This is a genomic window from Paenibacillus sp. SAFN-054, from assembly GCF_051966755.1.
GTDB lineage: Bacteria > Bacillota > Bacilli > Paenibacillales > Paenibacillaceae > Paenibacillus_AQ.
Genome location: NZ_JBQCKS010000001.1, coordinates 2332611 through 2349537 on the forward strand (window position 1 = coordinate 2332611; position 16927 = coordinate 2349537).

The following is a 16927-nucleotide window of genomic DNA, read 5'->3' on the forward strand; positions in this document are numbered from 1 at the left end:
CCGGTCGAAATTCTGATTCGGCGTTAATTGGAAACGGTCATCATCGTCTCGCGCGGAGGCTCATATGATGACAGTCCGCGGAAGACGATACCCTTTTGCTTCATCATTTCCGTCACCTTATCCGTATCCTTCGGATAGGGGCGGTGAAATACAATTTCCGTAACCCCGCTGTTGGCCAGCATGTTGGCACAAGTCCAGCAGGGCTCGTCCGTAACATATACCGAGCTGCCTTCACGGTCAATGCGGTCGGTGAAGAGCAGCAAATTTTGTTCGGCGTGAATCGTCCGCACGCAGCGCTGTTTCTTGACCATCTCCTGCTTGCCGTCATGTTCCACCATTTCAATCTCTTCCGCAATCATGCATCCGGCTTCGGAGCAGTCAGGCAAACCCATCGGCGCGCCGTTGTAGGCGGTCCCGAGCAGCTTTTTGCCTTGAACCAGCACCGCTCCCACATGTCTGCGGGGGCAGCGGGAACGCGTCGAAACCATGTAAGCAATATCCATAAAGTACGTATCCCAATCTTTCCTTGTTGCATCGTTCACGTTTATCACCCGATTTTCATAGAATCATTGTAGATATTGTAGCACATCTCCGGGCTAAAGCTCTACGTAGGGCTTCATTTTCTCCAGCATTTTGGCACCGATTCCTTTTACCTTGTCCAAATCCGCCACCTTCTGAAAAGGGCCGTGCTGGTTCCTGTAATCGATGATCGCTTGCGCTTTTTTGGCGCCGATCCCGGGGATGTTGGTGAGTTCGGAAGCCGATGCCGAGTTGACATTGATTTTGCCGGCGGATGTTCCGGCAGAAGGAGCGTCTGCCGTGTTCCCAGCTGCCGCATCGGGCTGCACATGGCCGGCAGCCGTCGGCTGCGGCTTGGCAGGCAACGTTGCCGTTTCCTCTGCCGCCGCAGGGGCTTTGGAAATAGAGGATTCAGGCTTTCCCGTCTCCGCTTGAGCATGATCCGATTTTTCTGATTTTTCCTTTACAGCAGTCTGGTCGGACGCTTTTTGGGCCTTCACAGGCTGTTGTCCCGCATCCAGGGTACTCGCAATACGGGCATTCAGCGGCTGCCATGCCTCAATCCCGCCGTTTGGCTTCATACCTGACAATAAAATCGCAGCAGTTCCTAATAGAGCGCAGCATACGCTAATGCCGGCCGTCCATCGTTTCATATCATGCACCTCATTTTCTTTGAGTTGACCTACCATTTTCACGCCTATTCCAGGCTCTATGACTATTGGGTCACAGCGTTTCCAGCACGACTTTATGACCTGATTCCGCTTCAGAAAAAAAGCATTCTACAGAAAATTAATTCACCCGGCGATGACACTTCCCCCGAAAAACCGTCATGAGATGCAGGCTCATGTGCATACATTTAGGAGAAGGATTGCGCCGTTACCGCAAAGCATGAAAGGAGGAAATCTATATGAAGGTAGGATTCATCGGAACCGGCAGTATGGGAAGCATGTTGCTTGATGCCTTCATCGCTTCCGGTGCGCTCATGCCCGAGCAAGTCTTCGCCAGCAGCCGTACGCCGGCAAAGGTGCATTTGTTGGCTCAGCGTCATCCCGGGCTGAACGTATGCAGCAGCAACACGGAAACCGTGAAAAATAGCGATGTTCTATTTCTATGCGTAAAACCGCTTCAGTATAAAGCGTTGATCCACGAAATCGGAAGTGATTTGCGAACCGAACAAATTGTTATATCCATTACCAGTCCGGTTCAAATCCGTCATCTCGAGAGCTGCTTGCCCAGCAAAATCGCCAAGATTATTCCCAGCATCACGCATTTGACCTGGAGCGGGGCTTCCTTGTGCATGTATGGCAGCCGCATCACCGAGAAAGACAGGCTGCTTGTGGAAAATCTTCTTGCCAACATCAGCCGGCCGCTAGAAATCAGCGAATCCCATGTGCGGATTACCTCTGATTTTTCCAGCTGCGGTCCGGCGTTTATCAGCTTTTTCCTCGATCAGTGGATCGAAGCAGCCGTGGATATGACAGGGATTCGCCGTGACGAGCTGACAGAGCTGGCAGGCGAGATGCTCCTTGGAACCGGAAGACTGCTTACCGAAGGCGGGTTTAAACCGCATGAGCTGCAGGAAAGGGTTGCGGTACCCGGCGGTATTACCGCTGAAGCGCTCGCCCTTTTGAAGCAAAGTCTGGGCGGTGTGTTCGAGCAGCTGATCTCTACCACGCATGCCAAATATGAAGAGGATTTGAGCAAATGCGACGAGGCTTTCGAGGATTCTGACGCCTAGCTGCTGCATCGCCCGGATTCCAACAAAAATCCCCGTACAAAATGAATTGTACGGGGATTGAATGCTTTTCGATCCTAAACATGATTTAGTTGGCTACAATATTCACCAGCTTGCCCGGAACCGCAATGACTTTACGTACGGTTTTGCCGGCAATCGCCTGTTGGACGCCTTCCTGGGACATGCTGTAATCCTGCATGGCTTGCTGGCTCATGTCCTTGGCAATTTTCGCGCGCTGTACGATTTTACCGTTCACCTGAATTACGATTTCAACTTCGGAATCTACGGTCCAAGCTTCATCAAAAGCAGGCCAGGAAGCATACGTGATGCTTTCCTGATGGCCGAGACGCTCCCACAGTTCTTCGGCGATATGCGGTGCAAACGGAGACAGCAGCTGCGTAAAGTCTTCGATCGCTTTGCGAGGAATCGAATCGGCCTTATAGGCATCGTTGATGAAGATCATCAGCTGGCTGATCGCCGTATTGAAGCGCAGATGGTCCATGTCTTCCGTGACTTTCTTGATCGTTTTATGCCATACGCGTTTGAACTCGTCGCTGCCTTCGTTATCCGTAATTTTCGGATTCAGGCTGCCGTCCTCGTTCACCACAAGGCGCCATACGCGGGAAAGGAAGCGATGCGCGCCTTCCACGCCGTTCTCGTTCCATGGCTTCGTCGCTTCCAGCGGACCCATGAACATTTCATAAATGCGGAGTGTATCCGCACCATAGTTCTCGACGATTTCGTCCGGATTGATGACGTTGCCGCGGGATTTACTCATCTTCTCGTTGTTCGTGCCGAGAATCATCCCTTGGTTAATCAGCTTCTGGAACGGCTCCTTGGTGGTAACAACACCCAGGTCGTAGAGGAATTTATGCCAGAACCGTGCATACAGCAGGTGAAGCACCGCGTGCTCAGCCCCGCCAATATACAAGTCTACAGGCAGCCATGCCTCCTGCTTCTCTTTGGAGCACAGCTCATCGGTATTATGCGGATCGATGTATCGCAGGTAGTACCAGCAGCTGCCCGCCCATTGAGGCATTGTATTGGTTTCGCGGCGAGCCTTCATGCCCGTCTCGGGATCGACCGTTTCTACCCAGTCAGTGACGTTCGCAAGCGGCGATTCTCCGGTTCCTGACGGCTTGATTTGATCCACATCCGGCAGCAGCAGCGGAAGCTGATCTTCCGGCACGGTCTTCATCGTGCCGTCTTCCAGATGCAGAATCGGAATCGGCTCGCCCCAATAGCGCTGGCGGCTGAACAGCCAGTCGCGAAGGCGGTAGGTTGTTTTGCCTTGTCCCTTGCCGCTTTCTTCGAGCCATGTGATCATTTTGGCGATCGCTTCTTCGGTGCCCATGCCGTCCAGGAAGCCTGAATTAACATGTTCGCCTTCTCCGCTGTACGCTTCTTCCTGAACATTTCCGCCTTTAACGACTTCAATGATTTCCAGACCGAACTGCTTCGCGAACTCCCAGTCACGCGTGTCATGGCCTGGTACCGCCATGATCGCACTGGTTCCATATCCGGCAAGCACGTAATCCGCAATCCAGATCGGCAGCTTTGCGCCATTAACGGGGTTCACGGCATACGCACCTGTAAATACGCCCGTTTTGTCCTTGGCCAGATCGGTACGCTCCAGGTCGCTCTTGCGAGCCGCTTGATCCTGGTAAGCTTTGACTGCTTCTTTTTGTTCCGGAGCCGTAATCGATTCTACCAGATCGTGCTCAGGAGCAAGTACGCAGTAGCTGGCGCCGAACAAAGTGTCAGGCCGGGTCGTGAACACGGTCAATTGACCTTCGTGACCCACGATGTCAAAGTTGACTTCAGCTCCTTTGGATTTGCCGATCCAGTTGCGCTGCATGTCCTTCAGGCTCTCGCTCCAGTCCAGATCATCCAGATCCTCGAGCAGCCGGTCCGCGTATTCCGTAATTTTTAGGATCCATTGACGCATCGGCTTGCGGACAACCGGGTGTCCGCCGCGCTCGCTCTTGCCGTCGATAACTTCTTCATTGGCAAGTACAGTACCCAGTGCCTCACACCAGTTCACCGGCACTTCGGCTACATATGCAAGACCGCGTTTGTACAGTTGGATGAAAATCCACTGCGTCCATTTATAGTACTCCGGATCGGTCGTGCTGATCTCCCGTTCCCAGTCGTACGAGAAACCGAGGGATTTGATCTGACGCCGGAACGTGTTGATGTTCTTGAGCGTAATTTCACGCGGGTGCTCGCCCTTATCCATGGCATGCTGCTCTGCAGGCAGACCGAACGCATCCCACCCCATCGGATGGAGCACATTGTAGCCTTGCATTCTTTTGTAACGGGACACGATATCGGTAGCCGTATAGCCTTCCGGATGCCCTACATGCAGGCCTGCTCCGGATGGATACGGGAACATGTCAAGCGCATAAAATTTCGGCTTGCCCGCCTCTTCTCCGGTTTTGAAAGTGTGATGCTCATCCCAATACTTTTGCCACTTTGGCTCGATGGACTGGGGATGATACCCCTGCCCCTGAACCTGATGTTGATTTTCACTCATGCTCTACCAGCCTCCTGTGCAGTCCAATGCCGCCCTTTCATATCCGAGCGACCCTGCTTTAGCAATCTTTTTCCAAACAAAAAAACCTCTTCATCCATAGCGTATCATCGCTAGGGACGAGAGGTCTAATTCCCGTGGTACCACCCTAGTTAGCGGAAAGTATGCTTTATTCCCGCTCACTTTGCACCCTATAACGCGGGTGAGCCGATGATCCTTCGCACGAAAGTCTCCGCGCTTCACATCATTACTCCGAGGCGAGTTCATCTCAAATCGTCAACCGGCTTGCACCCACCGCCGGCTCTCTGAATGACATCCCTGAAACTAATACCCCTCATCATCGCTTTCATTTGCAATTGAGTTAGATAAATTGAACGTTAACCTTTAGTTCATTTTATACAGATGAAACATTGAACCATATTATATATAAAATTTGGCCCTTAGTCAACGTAATTTGCTTCTTGCATAGGTGCCGCCTCCACCATGGCATTCTTTGGCGAATCACACTTTTCTCCCTTTCTTGATCCGCTTCCTTCAGGCATGCCCCCAATGTCAAGGGAGACTTAATTAATTGTTCCCTTGTTGATCCCAGCGATCATACGCAGCCTGGTAGATTTCCACGATGCGGTCGCTGCCCATCTTCTTTACTTGAGCCTTGTATTTGTCCCAACCTGACAGCGGCTCCTGGCCCGTAACGAATTTTGCTTCCATCTGTTCAACATAATTGTTCAGATCGGATAGAAGCGACGTCACCTCGGTCTGTTCCGCTTCTGTCAGGAATACGTTCGGATACGGCACTTTGGCATAAGGGATGATTTTTTCCTTGTTTTCCTTGTCGACCCATTCGTCAATATCGCTTCTCAGACCCTTCGACACTTCCGGCAGGCTGACGCCAGGCGTCGTGATTCCATAGTTCGGCGTTATTTTTCCGCGATAGTTCTCACGGTCGCCTCCACCGGGAACTGGCAGCCATTCCTTCACATGATTTTCTTTGTCCTTATACTTCCACAGCAGATTCTCCGGCCCTTGGTTGAACAACGTGGATCCTTCGTAATCATATTGATAATCGACCCAGCGCATCGTGGCTTCCGGAGCCGGATTCGTGCCGGAGATGGCAAAGGTGCCATTCTTCGAAATGCCTGAAGACTTTGCTGCAACCGGGGAATCCGGGAAGCCCGTTTTCAGCGGCGCCATGACAGGGTTATCGGCATTCGGTTCCCCGCCCAGCATAAAATACGGAAGCCAATCATTAAACAGGGCTACCTGATTATTTTTCCCCTTGGCCTTTTTCTGTTCATCGGTTTGGGAGAAGGTTTCATGATCGAGCAGTTGATCCGTCCATAGCCGGTTCAGGAAAGTAAGATACTCTTTGTAGCCGTCCTCCTGCGGCGTATAATGCACTTTGCCCTGCTTGTCGGCATAATACACCTCATCATAAATGCCCCAGAATCCGAGCATCTGAACGCGAATATCCTTCAGCTTGGTCGATGTCAGCGGGATTTCATCCGCCTTGCCATTGCCGTTCGGATCCTCATTTTTCACCCGTTTCAGGTAATCATACAGCTCATCCGGCGTTTCCGGAAGCTTGGTTACTCCCAGCTTATTGAGGAAACTTCCATTGTAATACAAAGGGCTTTTATACCAAACTGCCCCTTTATCAACATAAGGCAGGGCATAAATATGTCCGTCCGGAGTCGTGATGGACTTTCTGACCTCCGGATTCTCATCCAGCAGTTTTTTAATGTTAGGCGCATACTCATCGATCAGCTTCTCAAGCGGAACGAGCGTCCCCTGGCTGCCGTAGGTAACCTGCTCGGCTGGGGTCAAGCTCGCTGCATAGAAGATATCCGGCAGATCGCCGCTCGCAAAGATCAGGTTCTTCTTCGTATCGAAACTGTCCACGGGTACCGTCTGGAAGGTCAGCTTGATGTTGGACAGCGTCTCCATATCTTTGAATACCTGCATCGTATCCCATTTCGCGCTGCCTACATCTGGCGCAAACACGGACAGCGTTATCGGCTTGTCAACGATCGGAAAGCCTTCTTTACGGACGCTTTCCGCCGATTTGGCCGCTTGGCCGCCCTCGCTGGCTTCTTGGGATTTGGAACCGCAGGCCGCCAAGAGAGAGGCGAACACGGACAGGCAGAGGACCATGGCCCATGGTTTTAACAATTTTGTCATTAGATGATTCCTCCTTTTTATCATTGTGAGCCGGCGTGAGCCTGGATGTAGCTTCCCTCCCTTTGAAATCAATTCAACGCCATCCGCAGGAGCTCTGTTGTGGAAAGCCCGGGTTGCTCCGCTGGGACCTGGGTTAAATGATAGCGTTTACAAAAAGTCTATGGACACGAACCCATAACGTAAATATGTTATTTTTGATATGTTAAATATGAGTGCCGATTCCACTGTAATATCCGCATTCTTATACCGTTTAACCTGATTTCAAGAATATCCCGGTATGTCAATTATGCTTCCGGATAGAATACACACCGGTGTAAAAAAGCGCAAAATAACCCTACCAAATGCATAATTTCGTCCTGCAAAAACCAGAATAACTTTTGTCTGTCCAAACTTCATTGAACCAGGAGGAGTGTTCGTATGCGTGAAGGATTGATTCCTGCCGTTCTTGGAACCGTAGTATCTGCTTCCGGTGCCGCGCTGCTCAGCAGCAAGTACAAACTTGCCGCCACGGGAATTTTAGGATTCGGTCTGGCTCATGTCGTACTCGGAACGATCGATTTGATCGAACACCGGTAGGACGAGGCTTGGATAGGTCGCTCCAAAAAGCGTAAAAAGCTGGCTTGCACGGAATCCCATTCCGGCAGCCAGCTTTTATATTTTACGTCTATGGAGTCGCCTTACTGCGGATTTGTGGTCCAGATTCCTGCGGATTTCACAAACACACGGGCTGGGAGCTTCAGAGACGCCAGTGCGAGTTCGGCTACGTCCTCCGGCTGCATCATCCGGTCTTCGTCACCGATGCTTAAATTGTTGTCGCGGGCCAGGTCGGTATTGACCGTGCTTGGCGTCAAGGCAATCACACGGATATTCTTCTTGCGAACCTCCTGAAGGAGCGATTCTGTCAGCCCCATAATGCCGAACTTCGATGCACAGTAGGCGGAACCCGTCGCGAAACCTTTCTCCCCAGCCGTTGAGGAGATGTTAATGATATTGCCGCTGTTTTGTTCCAGCATGGTCGGCAGCACGGCACGGGATACGTAATACGTCCCCATCAGATTCACCTGAATGATGCGTTCCCATAGTTCGGGCTCCATATCTTCTACCGTTCCAAAGGATGCCATTCCCGCGTTGTTAATCAGAATATCGATGCTGCCCAGCTGCTCGCCCAGCTTCGATACAGCCTCATCCACTTCCTTGCGCGAGGAAACGTCCGCAGTTGCCGTGTAAACCGAGATCCCGTATTCCTTGGTCAAGGAATCGCGCAGCGCTTCGAGATCCGAGGCGGTTCTCGCCATAAGGCCAAGATCTACACCTTCTTGTGCCAGGGCAGTTGCAATGGCAAGTCCGATGCCTTTTCCGGCCCCCGTAACGATAGCGGTTTTACCTTTTAAGCTTGTGAGTTTCATTTCATTTCCCATCCCTTCTCCTGATAGTTTCATTGGTTATTACCCATCATTGCCGGGGCAAAAAGCCCCGGGCAGCTGTGTCCCGGGGCTTTAGGTTTCCCATCCGTAAACTCGATTAACCCCGGTTCTAGCCGTGCAGGCTATTTCACAGCCATGTAGAAAAGCCTCTGGGCGTCATCCCCAGCCTCTACCCACTCAAAATCAGCATAACATTTCACGTCGCGGAAGCCAGCCTTGACCAGCTCGGTTTTCATCCACTCCGGATCATAAGCCCGCTGGACATGCGTCTCTTCAAAGCGGCGGTACAGATCACTTTGTTCCTCTCTCGCGAAAATGCTCAAATGATGCTCGATTTCACAGCGCGGAGCGTCCAATTCGCAGGTCCATATGTAAGAGACCGATCGATCGTCCCATACAAAGGGCTGCTCCTCATCGTAACGGATGATCGTGTTAGGGTGATGCACATCAAATAAGAAGATTCCTCCGGGCTTAAGCCCCTTGTAGGTATGGGCGAAGGCCGAGATGACGTCCCTCTCCTCCAGCAGGTAACTGAAGCAATCGCAGAAGGAGATGACGGAATCCACCGGTTCCGGTATTTCCCATTCGCGCATGTCCTGCTGCACCCAACGGATCGAACCTTCGCGATACAGCCTGCTGCCCTGCGGCGTGCTCTCCATTTTCCGTCTTGCCACGGACAACATGTCCGCGGACAGATCGATGCCCGTCACTTCAAAGCCTGAATTGACGAGCGGAATCGTGATGCTGCCCGTACCGCAGCCAAGCTCGACCACGCTTCTCGGCATGCTTCCATGCTTCTCCCAGGCTTGGCGCGCAAATCTCAGCCAGTCCGGATAAGGCATATCCTCCATCAATTCATCGTAGACATATGCAAATTTTCGGTATGAAGACATGATGACACCGCGCTTTCTGTTCGCTTTCCGCTTACTTTTGCTCGATCTGCCCCTCTGAATCCGGCTTCACAAGATACGTCCAATTTTCCTTCTGAGTGATAAGTCCTTCCTTCATCAGCTTACCTAAAGCCCGTTTGAAGGCCGATTTGCTTATACCAAACCGCTGTTTGATAATATCCGGAGGCGTAGCATCCGAATAAGGCATGCCGCCTGTCGGACGCTCCTTCAAAAAGGTCAGAATCCGTTCGGAATCCAAATCCCTGCCAACTTCCTTGCGCTGGGCCATGGAAAGGTTGACGCGTCCGTCTTCACGGATATGGCTGACGCGGACCTCCACTTCTTCACCCAAGCGCAACAAGTTTAGGCGCTCCGAAGAATGGATCATGCCAATCACGCCGAGTCCGACGACTCCGCCGTCCACGATGACGAAGGTACCCATCTGCAGGGGTCTGTACACCGTAGCCTTGAACCATTGGTTAAGCCATGAGGATGGTGCACTGAAGGCATGGCGGGACAATTCCTGCTCTCCTGCAAGCTTCGCGCGGAGACGCCCCTGTTTGTCATGCTCCATGATGACGAATACCGAGTCTCCGACCTGCGGACGGAGTTCCTTCAGTTCCGGAAGCTCGCGGACCGGCAGCAGCAGCTGACGGCCAAGGCCCATTTCGAGGAAACATCCGAGCCGCGGATGCACGTCAGCCACGACCAGCTTCGCCATTTCTCCAAGAGTAAGGTAAGGCTTCTTCATCGTGGCTGCCAGCCGGTCTTCCGTATCGTAAAAAATAAATACCTCGACCTGGTCCCCAGGCTTGATTTCACGAGTCAATTCCGTATAGTGCAGGAGAACGTCCTCTCCATCGGCATCCAGAAAATATCCATAAGGCGATACTTCGCGCATCACTTCATAGGTTTGTATCGTTCCTGCGACCAGACTCATACGTTCTCCACGACCTTGGCATCCGACCACAAGCGCTCGATATTGTAATAATCGCGCTCATCGCGGTGGAACACATGGACGATGACGTCCCCGAGATCAATAAGAACCCAGCGCGCCGAGTTCATGCCTTCGATGCCGCGGATTTCCGAGCCTGCTTCATGCACGCGTTTGCGGATTTCCGTCGCAATGGACTGAACCTGTACGTCTGAGTTACCGTGGCAGATGACGAAATAATCCGAAATCAGCGAAACGCCTTTTAAATCCAATGCCACCACGTTCATGGCTTTTTTATCTTCTGCAGCTTCCACTGCCAGGTTTAACAATTGCTCTGATGTAAGGGTCATGAATTCGCCTCCAACTGTTTAATAAGGTCATTGCGGGCAAATACCGTCAGCGGATAAATGATCTGTCGGCGCGATACGAGCAGGGTAATGGTGGAATCCAAACCTGCGATCAGCCCTGCTTCAAGGCTATGGTTGGCCAGTTCGCGAATATTATTCACGCCCGGAAAATCTCTTCCGGGTTCAATGTAATCCGCAAGGCAAACCACCTTATCCATAAGGGTCATGCCGATCCGCCCGGACGTATGGTACTTGATGGCATCAAGCACTTCCGGATCTTCCACGCCGTAATCGCGTTTCGCGACAAAAGCTCCGACTTCGGCATGCCATAGCGCTTTATCGTAAAATAATAAATCCTTGGATAAATCGTTCTCGCGGATGACCGCTTCCATCTGCTTGACGGGCCAGTATTTGGCGACATCGTGCAGGATAGCCGCTTTCTCCGCTTTCTCGGGGTCTGCCCCGTACCGCTCGGCCAGCTTAACGGCGGATTCCATCACGCCCTGCGTATGCTGCCAGCGCATGGCCGGCATTTGCTCCGAAACGGATTTAATCAGTTCTTCTCGGCTGAATGCCATATAATCCTCTCCTTCTGATATAGTCGTAGACACTGTCCGTTACCATATAGCGGATTGAATGACCGGTGGCCAGCCTTTCCCTGATTTCTGTAGATGAAATGTCAACCTGCGGCATATCGGCCAGCAGAACCTTACCCTTCAAATAAGAGGGCAGCACGTTCAAATCCAAGGTGGAGCCCGGCCGCCCGACGCCGATAAAGCTCATCAGATCAACCAATTCTTCAATCCCTTCCCATTTGGGAAGATAGTTGACCATATCTGCGCCGATGATGAAATGAAAATCTATTCCTTCAAAGGAGCTGCGGATATCCTTCACAGTATCGATCGTGTAGGAAACGCCGCCCCTTCTGATTTCGATATCGAGTGTGCGGAAACAGGGATGATCCGAGATCGCTTCAGCCACCATCCCGAGACGGTCCTCGCCGGAGGCTCCGGCCTGTTCCTTGTGGGGCGGAATATGGCTGGGCATGAACCATACCTGGTCCAGCCCGAACGAATCCCTCGCGGCTTCGGCTGCCAGCAGATGGCCGATGTGGATCGGATCAAAGGTACCGCCCATGATGCCTACCTTCATGGTGAACCCTCCTGCTTATGGCAATTCGATTTTTTTGTTGTCTCTGGATTCCTTGTAAAGAACAATTGTACTTCCGATGACCTGGACCAGCTCCGCATCCGTTTTGTCGGCCAGCTCTTCGGCAATTTCGTTTTTATCGTCAAGGCAGTTGTTCAGCACGCTGATCTTCATGAGTTCTCTCTTCTCGATCGCTTCGTTGATGTGTTTGATCAGTTGTTCATTCGTTCCGCCCTTTCCTACTTGAAAGATGGGATCCAAATGATGTGCGAGCGATCGCAGATAGCGCTTTTGCTTACCCGTTAGCATGTTTAATCATAACTCCTTAATATTCATCTGTTTTCATTCTCCAAGCAAGAAACTAGCTGGACATGCTTTGCAGCACGGCAGCTCTCATCGCTTCCACAGGCGCAGGCAGTCCCGTCCAGTATTCCAGCGCATACGCGCCCTGGTTCACAAACATGCCAAGGCCGCCATGAATCTTGCAGCCTTTTCTCCCGCTTTCTGCGAGCAGCTTGGTTTGAAGCGGATTGTAGATCAGATCGCTGACCACCATGCGCTCCGATATCAAACTGACATCCATGGGCGTTTCCGATATATTCGGATGCATCCCGACGGACGTCGTGTTAATCACAATATCGATTTCCCGGATATAAGCGGGGAGTTCCGTCATGGATAGGCCCCGAATGTCAGCCAAGTCCCTCCACTCGCAAGCCAATGCCTCCGCCTTGTCCGCCGTGCGGTTGGCAATATAGATCCGGTCCGGACCTTCAAGCGACAATGCGTAAACAATCCCGCGCGCCGCGCCGCCTGCACCGAGTACCAGAATCTTCTTCCCTTTGAGATCGGGAACCGCTTCTTCCTTCAGCGACCGGACATAACCGATTCCATCGGTATTGTATCCGGTCAGCACCCCGCCGTCGTTCACAATGGTGTTTACGGCCCCGATCCGCAAAGCAGTCTCATCCAGATGGTCCAGATGAGGAATGACCTCCAGCTTGTGCGGAATCGTCACGTTGATCCCCCTGAAACCAAGGGCCTTGAAGCCGGCAACAGCTTCAGCGATCTGCTCCTGCTTGACGTGCATGGGAACATAAGAACCTGGCAGCCCCAGTGCTGCGAGTGCAGCCTGGTGCATGACAGGCGACTTGGAATGGGCTATGGGATCGCCGATAACGCCTAAAAGAAGCGCTCCGGTCTTCTGAAGCAACTGTGAATTTGTAATCATGGGTTCAACCTGCCTCCCTATTTATCGATTAAATCAGGGAAGGCCGGGCTAATACTTTGACGCCTTTAGGCGCATGGATAGCCGTCAATGCACCCTGATCGCCGTTCACCTTGATCCAGCCCAGACCCGAAATGAACAGATCCATTTTGGCGCCTTTGGGAACGCGGATTTCATGCCTTGTCCACTCGGGAAGTTCACCGAGGTGTTCCTTGTCAGGCGGTGCAAGCAGTTCTCCCGCATGCTCCTGATACAAAGCGTCCGCCTTTTCCAGCTTGGTCCGGTGGATATTCATCCGGCCGCTCAAAAAGCAGGTGAAGGATTGGCGAGCTCCCTGAATGAAGTCAAAGCGTGCCATGCCGCCGAAAAATAGGGTTTGTCCTTCATTCAGCTGATACACCATCGGTTTCAGCGGATTTTCCGGCATGATCGCCCCCAGATCCTTGCGGTTCACGAGCTCGCTGTAACGCCAAGGGTACACGATCCCCGGCGTGTCGATGATATGGCGTCCGTCGTCCAGCGGAATACTGACCATATCGAGCGTCGTACCGGGATAGCGGGATACGGTGAGTTCCTGCTCCAGATCGCTGTAGTCACGGATCAACCTGTTAATCAGCGTGGACTTGCCTACGTTAGTAGCACCCACCACATATACATCGCGGTCGCCGCGGTATTCGGATACCGCCTCCAGAAGACGGTCGAATCCCTGATTTTTTTTGGCGCTGCACAGAATGATTTCCTCGGTTTTGAGGCCTTGTTCTTTGCATTGCTTTTGTACCCAGTTGATGATTTTGTTCCAATTCGTCACTTTTGGAAGCAGGTCGATCTTGTTGACGGCGAGAATGACGGGGTTGTTGCCGACAAAGCGTTGAAGCCCCGAAATCAGACTGCCCTCGAAGTCGAACAGATCGACAATATGAATGACGAGTGCATTTTTCCCTCCGATTTGGCTTAGAAGCTTCAGGAACTCGTCCTGATCCACCGTAACGGAAGAAGCCTCGTTATAGTTTTTGATACGGAAGCAGCGCTGGCAAATGACCGGCTCCCTGCCAAGCGACTTCTCCGGAATATAGCCCGGCAAATCGGGATTCAGCGCCTGCAGCTCGATGCCGCAGCCGCTGCATTTTTTGACGCTTTGTCCTTCAAACGGGTCTTTCATCGATGTTTTTCCTCCTCAAGCCATAGTCCTTTTTTACGCAAGCGCGTCAGCGCAATTTTTTCCAAACGGCGATTAATCCTTGTTGTCCATCCTTCGTCCGCAATGGAAATTGGAAGCACCAGCACCGTAAAAAGTCCCATGCGATTGCCGCCGTACACATCGGTCATCATTTGATCGCCGACCACGATGGTCTCTTTATCGCTCAGTCCCATCATGCCCATGGCTTTGCGGAAAGGCGCATTCCGCGGCTTGCGCGCTTGATGCACGAACTGGATATCCAGCGGCGTGGCAAACGACGCGACGCGGTCCATGCGGTTGTTCGATACGATCACAAGCTTGAACCCGAGCTTCTTCACCTGCTCAAACCAAGTGATCAGCTCCGGTGTCGCCAGGGGCGCTTTCGCTCCGACCAGGGTATTGTCCAGATCCGTGATGATTCCCCGGTACCCTTTGGCGTACAGGTCTTCCAGGTCGATATCAAATACCGTATTCACCCTTAATTTAGGGATTAGCATTTCGAACAAGTTGTTGTCACCTCAGTTTCATAGGACAAACTATACCATAATCTCCGTGGTTAGTAAAAAGAAAACGCCCGCGGGGCCGCTGGGCGTAATTCACGGTTATGCTGCCGAATCCTCCGCCTTTTTCAAAGCCGCTTTTAGCTCCCGGCTGTGGTTGTATACGCTTCTCCATTCAGCTTCCGACACGGAGGATGGACTGTATCTGGCTTTCTCGAATAGGGTTAAGAGCTGCCCAAGGGAATTCGACAAGGCCGGCATCTCTTTTTCCCACCGGATAACCGATTCACGGAGTGTTTCATTGGAGCTCCGGCGTATTCCCTTGCGCTTCAGTCTGCCGACCCAGCGCTCGGTCATGATGATGACCTTCTGGTCTGCGGACAACTTAGAACCTTTACGAATGCCGACCAGCAGGAAACGTACCCTGATCCGCATCAGCCAAAGGATATATCCGGCCAAGAGGATAAGAATCAGAGCCGTAATCCAGACAATTGCCCAAGCAGGCAGGCCAGTGCTCGCCGAACCTGTTCCGACAGCAGCCTTTTCCTGCTCCACTTTCGGCTTCTCTTCCTCTTCCACGACAGGCGCCGTTACAGGCTTGCTGTCCTCCTGATGGGTCAGCAGGGGCATATTGAATCCCGGTGTGGCTTCAACAGGCACCCAGCCGTAATCCCCGAAATAAACCTCAGCCCAGGAGTGGGCATCCGCATTGGTTATGGTATAGCTATCGGAGTCAGCCGGATTCTGGCCGTTCCTTTGCAGGACACCATCCGTATCAAACTGCTGCTGTCCCGGGGCATAGCCTTTGACCCAGCGTGCCGGTATCCCGAGCGAACGGGCCATCATCACCATGGAGCTCGAAAAGTAGTCGCAGTACCCTTCCTTAATGTCAAACAAGAAGCTGTCGACGAAATCGCCGCTTGTCTTTTTGGAGAGGTCAGGCTGATTGGTATATTTGAAGTTGTTTACTAAGTAGTTTTGCAGCAATCCCACTTTTTCATACGGGGTTTCCGCTGAAGAAGCCACCTGCTCGGCCAGCTTGCGCGTCCTGACGGGGAAGCCTTTGGGGATCTGAAGGTACGCGTCATCCAGCTTACCGCCGCCGTACAGATCCTTGAACGTCTTGGTTCGAATCTCGTCTTCAGGAACGACAGGCACTTCCGAGATCACGGTGTACGTTTTGGGATATTGAGGCTTCTTGGCATCGGTATCCCAATGCAGCGCTGACTGGTCACTTTCCCAGTAGATCCGGCCCGCATCGGCATTGTCCAGCTCTTTGATCTCGGACACGCGGAAGGCTCCAAAGAGAACCGGATACACTTGATCGTTCAGCATCGTAATGGTTTGTTCAAGCTTCTCCGTCTCACCGGTTGGGGCATCGCCGCGATCAAGCGAGGAACCGACGCTCACATTGTCATATTTGCTGCCGCCGCGGGCTTCGCTCCATCCCGTTCCCGAATAGACTTGTCTTGTCTCCCCGCGCCAATAATTCCGCTTCCCGGATTTGACCGACATGACCGGCGTATAATCGAAATTAAACCCGCCGCCGAGATTGTTGTCGTTCCGGCTGTAGCCAGACGTGCTCACACCTTCGGCAGAAGTGACTTCTCCGCTTACATCCAGGCCGTTCGCAGACTCTACGGTAGAACCACCCACCCAAGCCGTATAAGGGTCCGTCAGCGTCGGAGGTACCGTCGGCATACTGACCCCGGCGATGAACATCACCGAGAACAAAACCGCAGCATGGACGAAAATCTTCAGCGGAACTTTACGCAAATGCCGCCAACCGGAAGGGAAGCGTGCCTGAAAGCGGCGGAAGTGCTCGCTGACCAGCCAGCACATGGCTGCAAACATCGTCCAGGCCACTTCCGGCCACAGCGTGCTTGCCGTAAAGGAATCCAGAATGGAAAATGCGATGACATGAAGTCCTGAAAAGACGATGATTCTTCGTTTCGTCGTCACGAGTAGCGAACTGAGTAACAGCAGAAACCAGGCTCCCCCAGCAATCCATATGTAGGGAGACAGATGCTCGATATACTGCTGAATCCGATTCGCGAGCGTTCCGGAAGGCATATACACCCAGTATTTCACAAGCTCCCGGTGAATCACATATAGAATGACAGCCCCTTCCAAAACGAGCCGGTACGCCCTTTTGACAGGCAGCAGCATTTCCACAAGGATAACGACCGTCATGCTGATCAGAACAATCGATGTGGTTTCTTCATACCAGGTGTAGTCCATAAACGAAATCCACTGAATCCCCATGATCCAAATCCATAATAAAGAAAGGGAATAAAAGAGCGAGTTCCTTAC

The 16927-nt window shown here is 52.2% G+C and carries 17 protein-coding genes and 1 other annotated feature; of the genes, 2 read left to right on the forward strand and 15 right to left on the reverse strand.

Going from position 1 to position 16927, the window contains the following annotated elements; genetic code table 11:
• Window positions 1-23 precede the first annotated feature (23 nt).
• Together ACTHPM_RS10640 and ACTHPM_RS10645 are read right to left on the reverse strand one after the other, a co-directional pair.
• Window positions 24-542: a deoxycytidylate deaminase gene (locus ACTHPM_RS10640; protein WP_440395133.1), complete on the reverse strand. Its 519-nt coding sequence runs from the start codon at window positions 540-542 to the stop codon at window positions 24-26.
• Between the two features lie 54 nt (window positions 543-596).
• Window positions 597-1172 (reverse strand): ComEA family DNA-binding protein, encoded by a 576-nt coding sequence (locus ACTHPM_RS10645; protein WP_440395134.1) that lies wholly within the window; start codon window positions 1170-1172, stop codon window positions 597-599.
• 254 nt (window positions 1173-1426) lie between these two features.
• Here ACTHPM_RS10645 and comER point away from each other — a divergent pair, with 254 nt between their 5' ends.
• A complete protein-coding gene (comER, locus tag ACTHPM_RS10650) occupies window positions 1427-2257 on the forward strand; it encodes a late competence protein ComER (RefSeq protein WP_440395135.1) in 831 nt (276 codons plus the stop codon).
• 85 nt (window positions 2258-2342) lie between these two features.
• Here the strand turns inward: comER and leuS are convergent, their stop codons facing one another.
• Both leuS and ACTHPM_RS10660 read right to left on the reverse strand, forming a co-directional pair.
• A complete protein-coding gene (gene leuS / locus ACTHPM_RS10655; RefSeq protein WP_440395136.1) occupies window positions 2343-4790 on the reverse strand; it encodes a leucine--tRNA ligase in 2448 nt (815 codons plus the stop codon).
• A gap of 109 nt (window positions 4791-4899) precedes the next feature.
• Window positions 4900-5137 (reverse strand) — a binding site (T-box leader).
• 217 nt (window positions 5138-5354) lie between these two features.
• Window positions 5355-6968 carry an extracellular solute-binding protein gene (locus ACTHPM_RS10660; RefSeq protein ID WP_440395137.1) on the reverse strand — a complete coding sequence of 538 codons (1614 nt, stop codon included), beginning with the start codon at window positions 6966-6968 and terminating at the stop codon, window positions 5355-5357.
• Window positions 6969-7385: 417 nt separating this feature from the next.
• On the opposite strand from ACTHPM_RS10660, the gene ACTHPM_RS10665 reads away from it, so the two are divergent.
• Window positions 7386-7544 (forward strand): asparagine synthase, encoded by a 159-nt coding sequence (locus ACTHPM_RS10665; protein WP_440395138.1) that lies wholly within the window; start codon window positions 7386-7388, stop codon window positions 7542-7544.
• A 101-nt stretch (window positions 7545-7645) separates the two neighbouring features.
• Here the strand turns inward: ACTHPM_RS10665 and ACTHPM_RS10670 are convergent, their stop codons facing one another.
• From ACTHPM_RS10670 to ACTHPM_RS10720, 11 genes are all read right to left on the reverse strand, one after another.
• On the reverse strand, window positions 7646-8374 hold the full coding sequence (locus tag ACTHPM_RS10670; RefSeq protein WP_440395139.1) for a 3-ketoacyl-ACP reductase: 729 nt from the start codon (window positions 8372-8374) through the stop codon (window positions 7646-7648).
• 140 nt (window positions 8375-8514) lie between these two features.
• Window positions 8515-9285, reverse strand: a complete 771-nt coding sequence (locus ACTHPM_RS10675) for a class I SAM-dependent DNA methyltransferase (protein WP_440395140.1) — start codon at window positions 9283-9285, stop codon at window positions 8515-8517.
• Window positions 9286-9316: 31 nt separating this feature from the next.
• On the reverse strand, window positions 9317-10222 hold the full coding sequence (locus ACTHPM_RS10680; RefSeq protein ID WP_440395141.1) for a CvfB family protein: 906 nt from the start codon (window positions 10220-10222) through the stop codon (window positions 9317-9319).
• A complete protein-coding gene (rsfS, locus tag ACTHPM_RS10685) occupies window positions 10219-10566 on the reverse strand; it encodes a ribosome silencing factor (RefSeq protein WP_440395142.1) in 348 nt (115 codons plus the stop codon). Before rsfS ends, ACTHPM_RS10680 begins: the two co-directional genes overlap by 4 nt.
• Entirely contained in the window at window positions 10563-11141 is a 579-nt protein-coding gene (yqeK, locus tag ACTHPM_RS10690; protein WP_440395143.1) for a bis(5'-nucleosyl)-tetraphosphatase (symmetrical) YqeK, read from the reverse strand. The genes rsfS and yqeK overlap by 4 nt, the downstream gene beginning before the upstream one ends.
• Window positions 11113-11715 (reverse strand): nicotinate-nucleotide adenylyltransferase, encoded by a 603-nt coding sequence (nadD, locus tag ACTHPM_RS10695; protein WP_440395144.1) that lies wholly within the window; start codon window positions 11713-11715, stop codon window positions 11113-11115. Before nadD ends, yqeK begins: the two co-directional genes overlap by 29 nt.
• A gap of 15 nt (window positions 11716-11730) precedes the next feature.
• Window positions 11731-12021: a ribosome assembly RNA-binding protein YhbY gene (gene yhbY / locus ACTHPM_RS10700; RefSeq protein WP_440395145.1), complete on the reverse strand. Its 291-nt coding sequence runs from the start codon at window positions 12019-12021 to the stop codon at window positions 11731-11733.
• Window positions 12022-12073: 52 nt separating this feature from the next.
• Window positions 12074-12940, reverse strand: a complete 867-nt coding sequence (gene aroE / locus ACTHPM_RS10705; RefSeq protein WP_440395146.1) for a shikimate dehydrogenase — start codon at window positions 12938-12940, stop codon at window positions 12074-12076.
• 28 nt (window positions 12941-12968) lie between these two features.
• Window positions 12969-14096 carry a ribosome biogenesis GTPase YqeH gene (yqeH, locus tag ACTHPM_RS10710; RefSeq protein WP_440395147.1) on the reverse strand — a complete coding sequence of 376 codons (1128 nt, stop codon included), beginning with the start codon at window positions 14094-14096 and terminating at the stop codon, window positions 12969-12971.
• Complete coding sequence (locus ACTHPM_RS10715) at window positions 14093-14620, reverse strand: YqeG family HAD IIIA-type phosphatase (protein ID WP_440395148.1); 528 nt, start codon at window positions 14618-14620, stop codon at window positions 14093-14095. The genes yqeH and ACTHPM_RS10715 overlap by 4 nt, the downstream gene beginning before the upstream one ends.
• Before the next feature lie 96 nt (window positions 14621-14716).
• Window positions 14717-16855, reverse strand: coding sequence for a transglutaminase TgpA family protein (locus ACTHPM_RS10720; RefSeq protein WP_440421528.1), 2139 nt, complete (start codon window positions 16853-16855; stop codon window positions 14717-14719).
• Window positions 16856-16927: the final 72 nt, after the last annotated feature.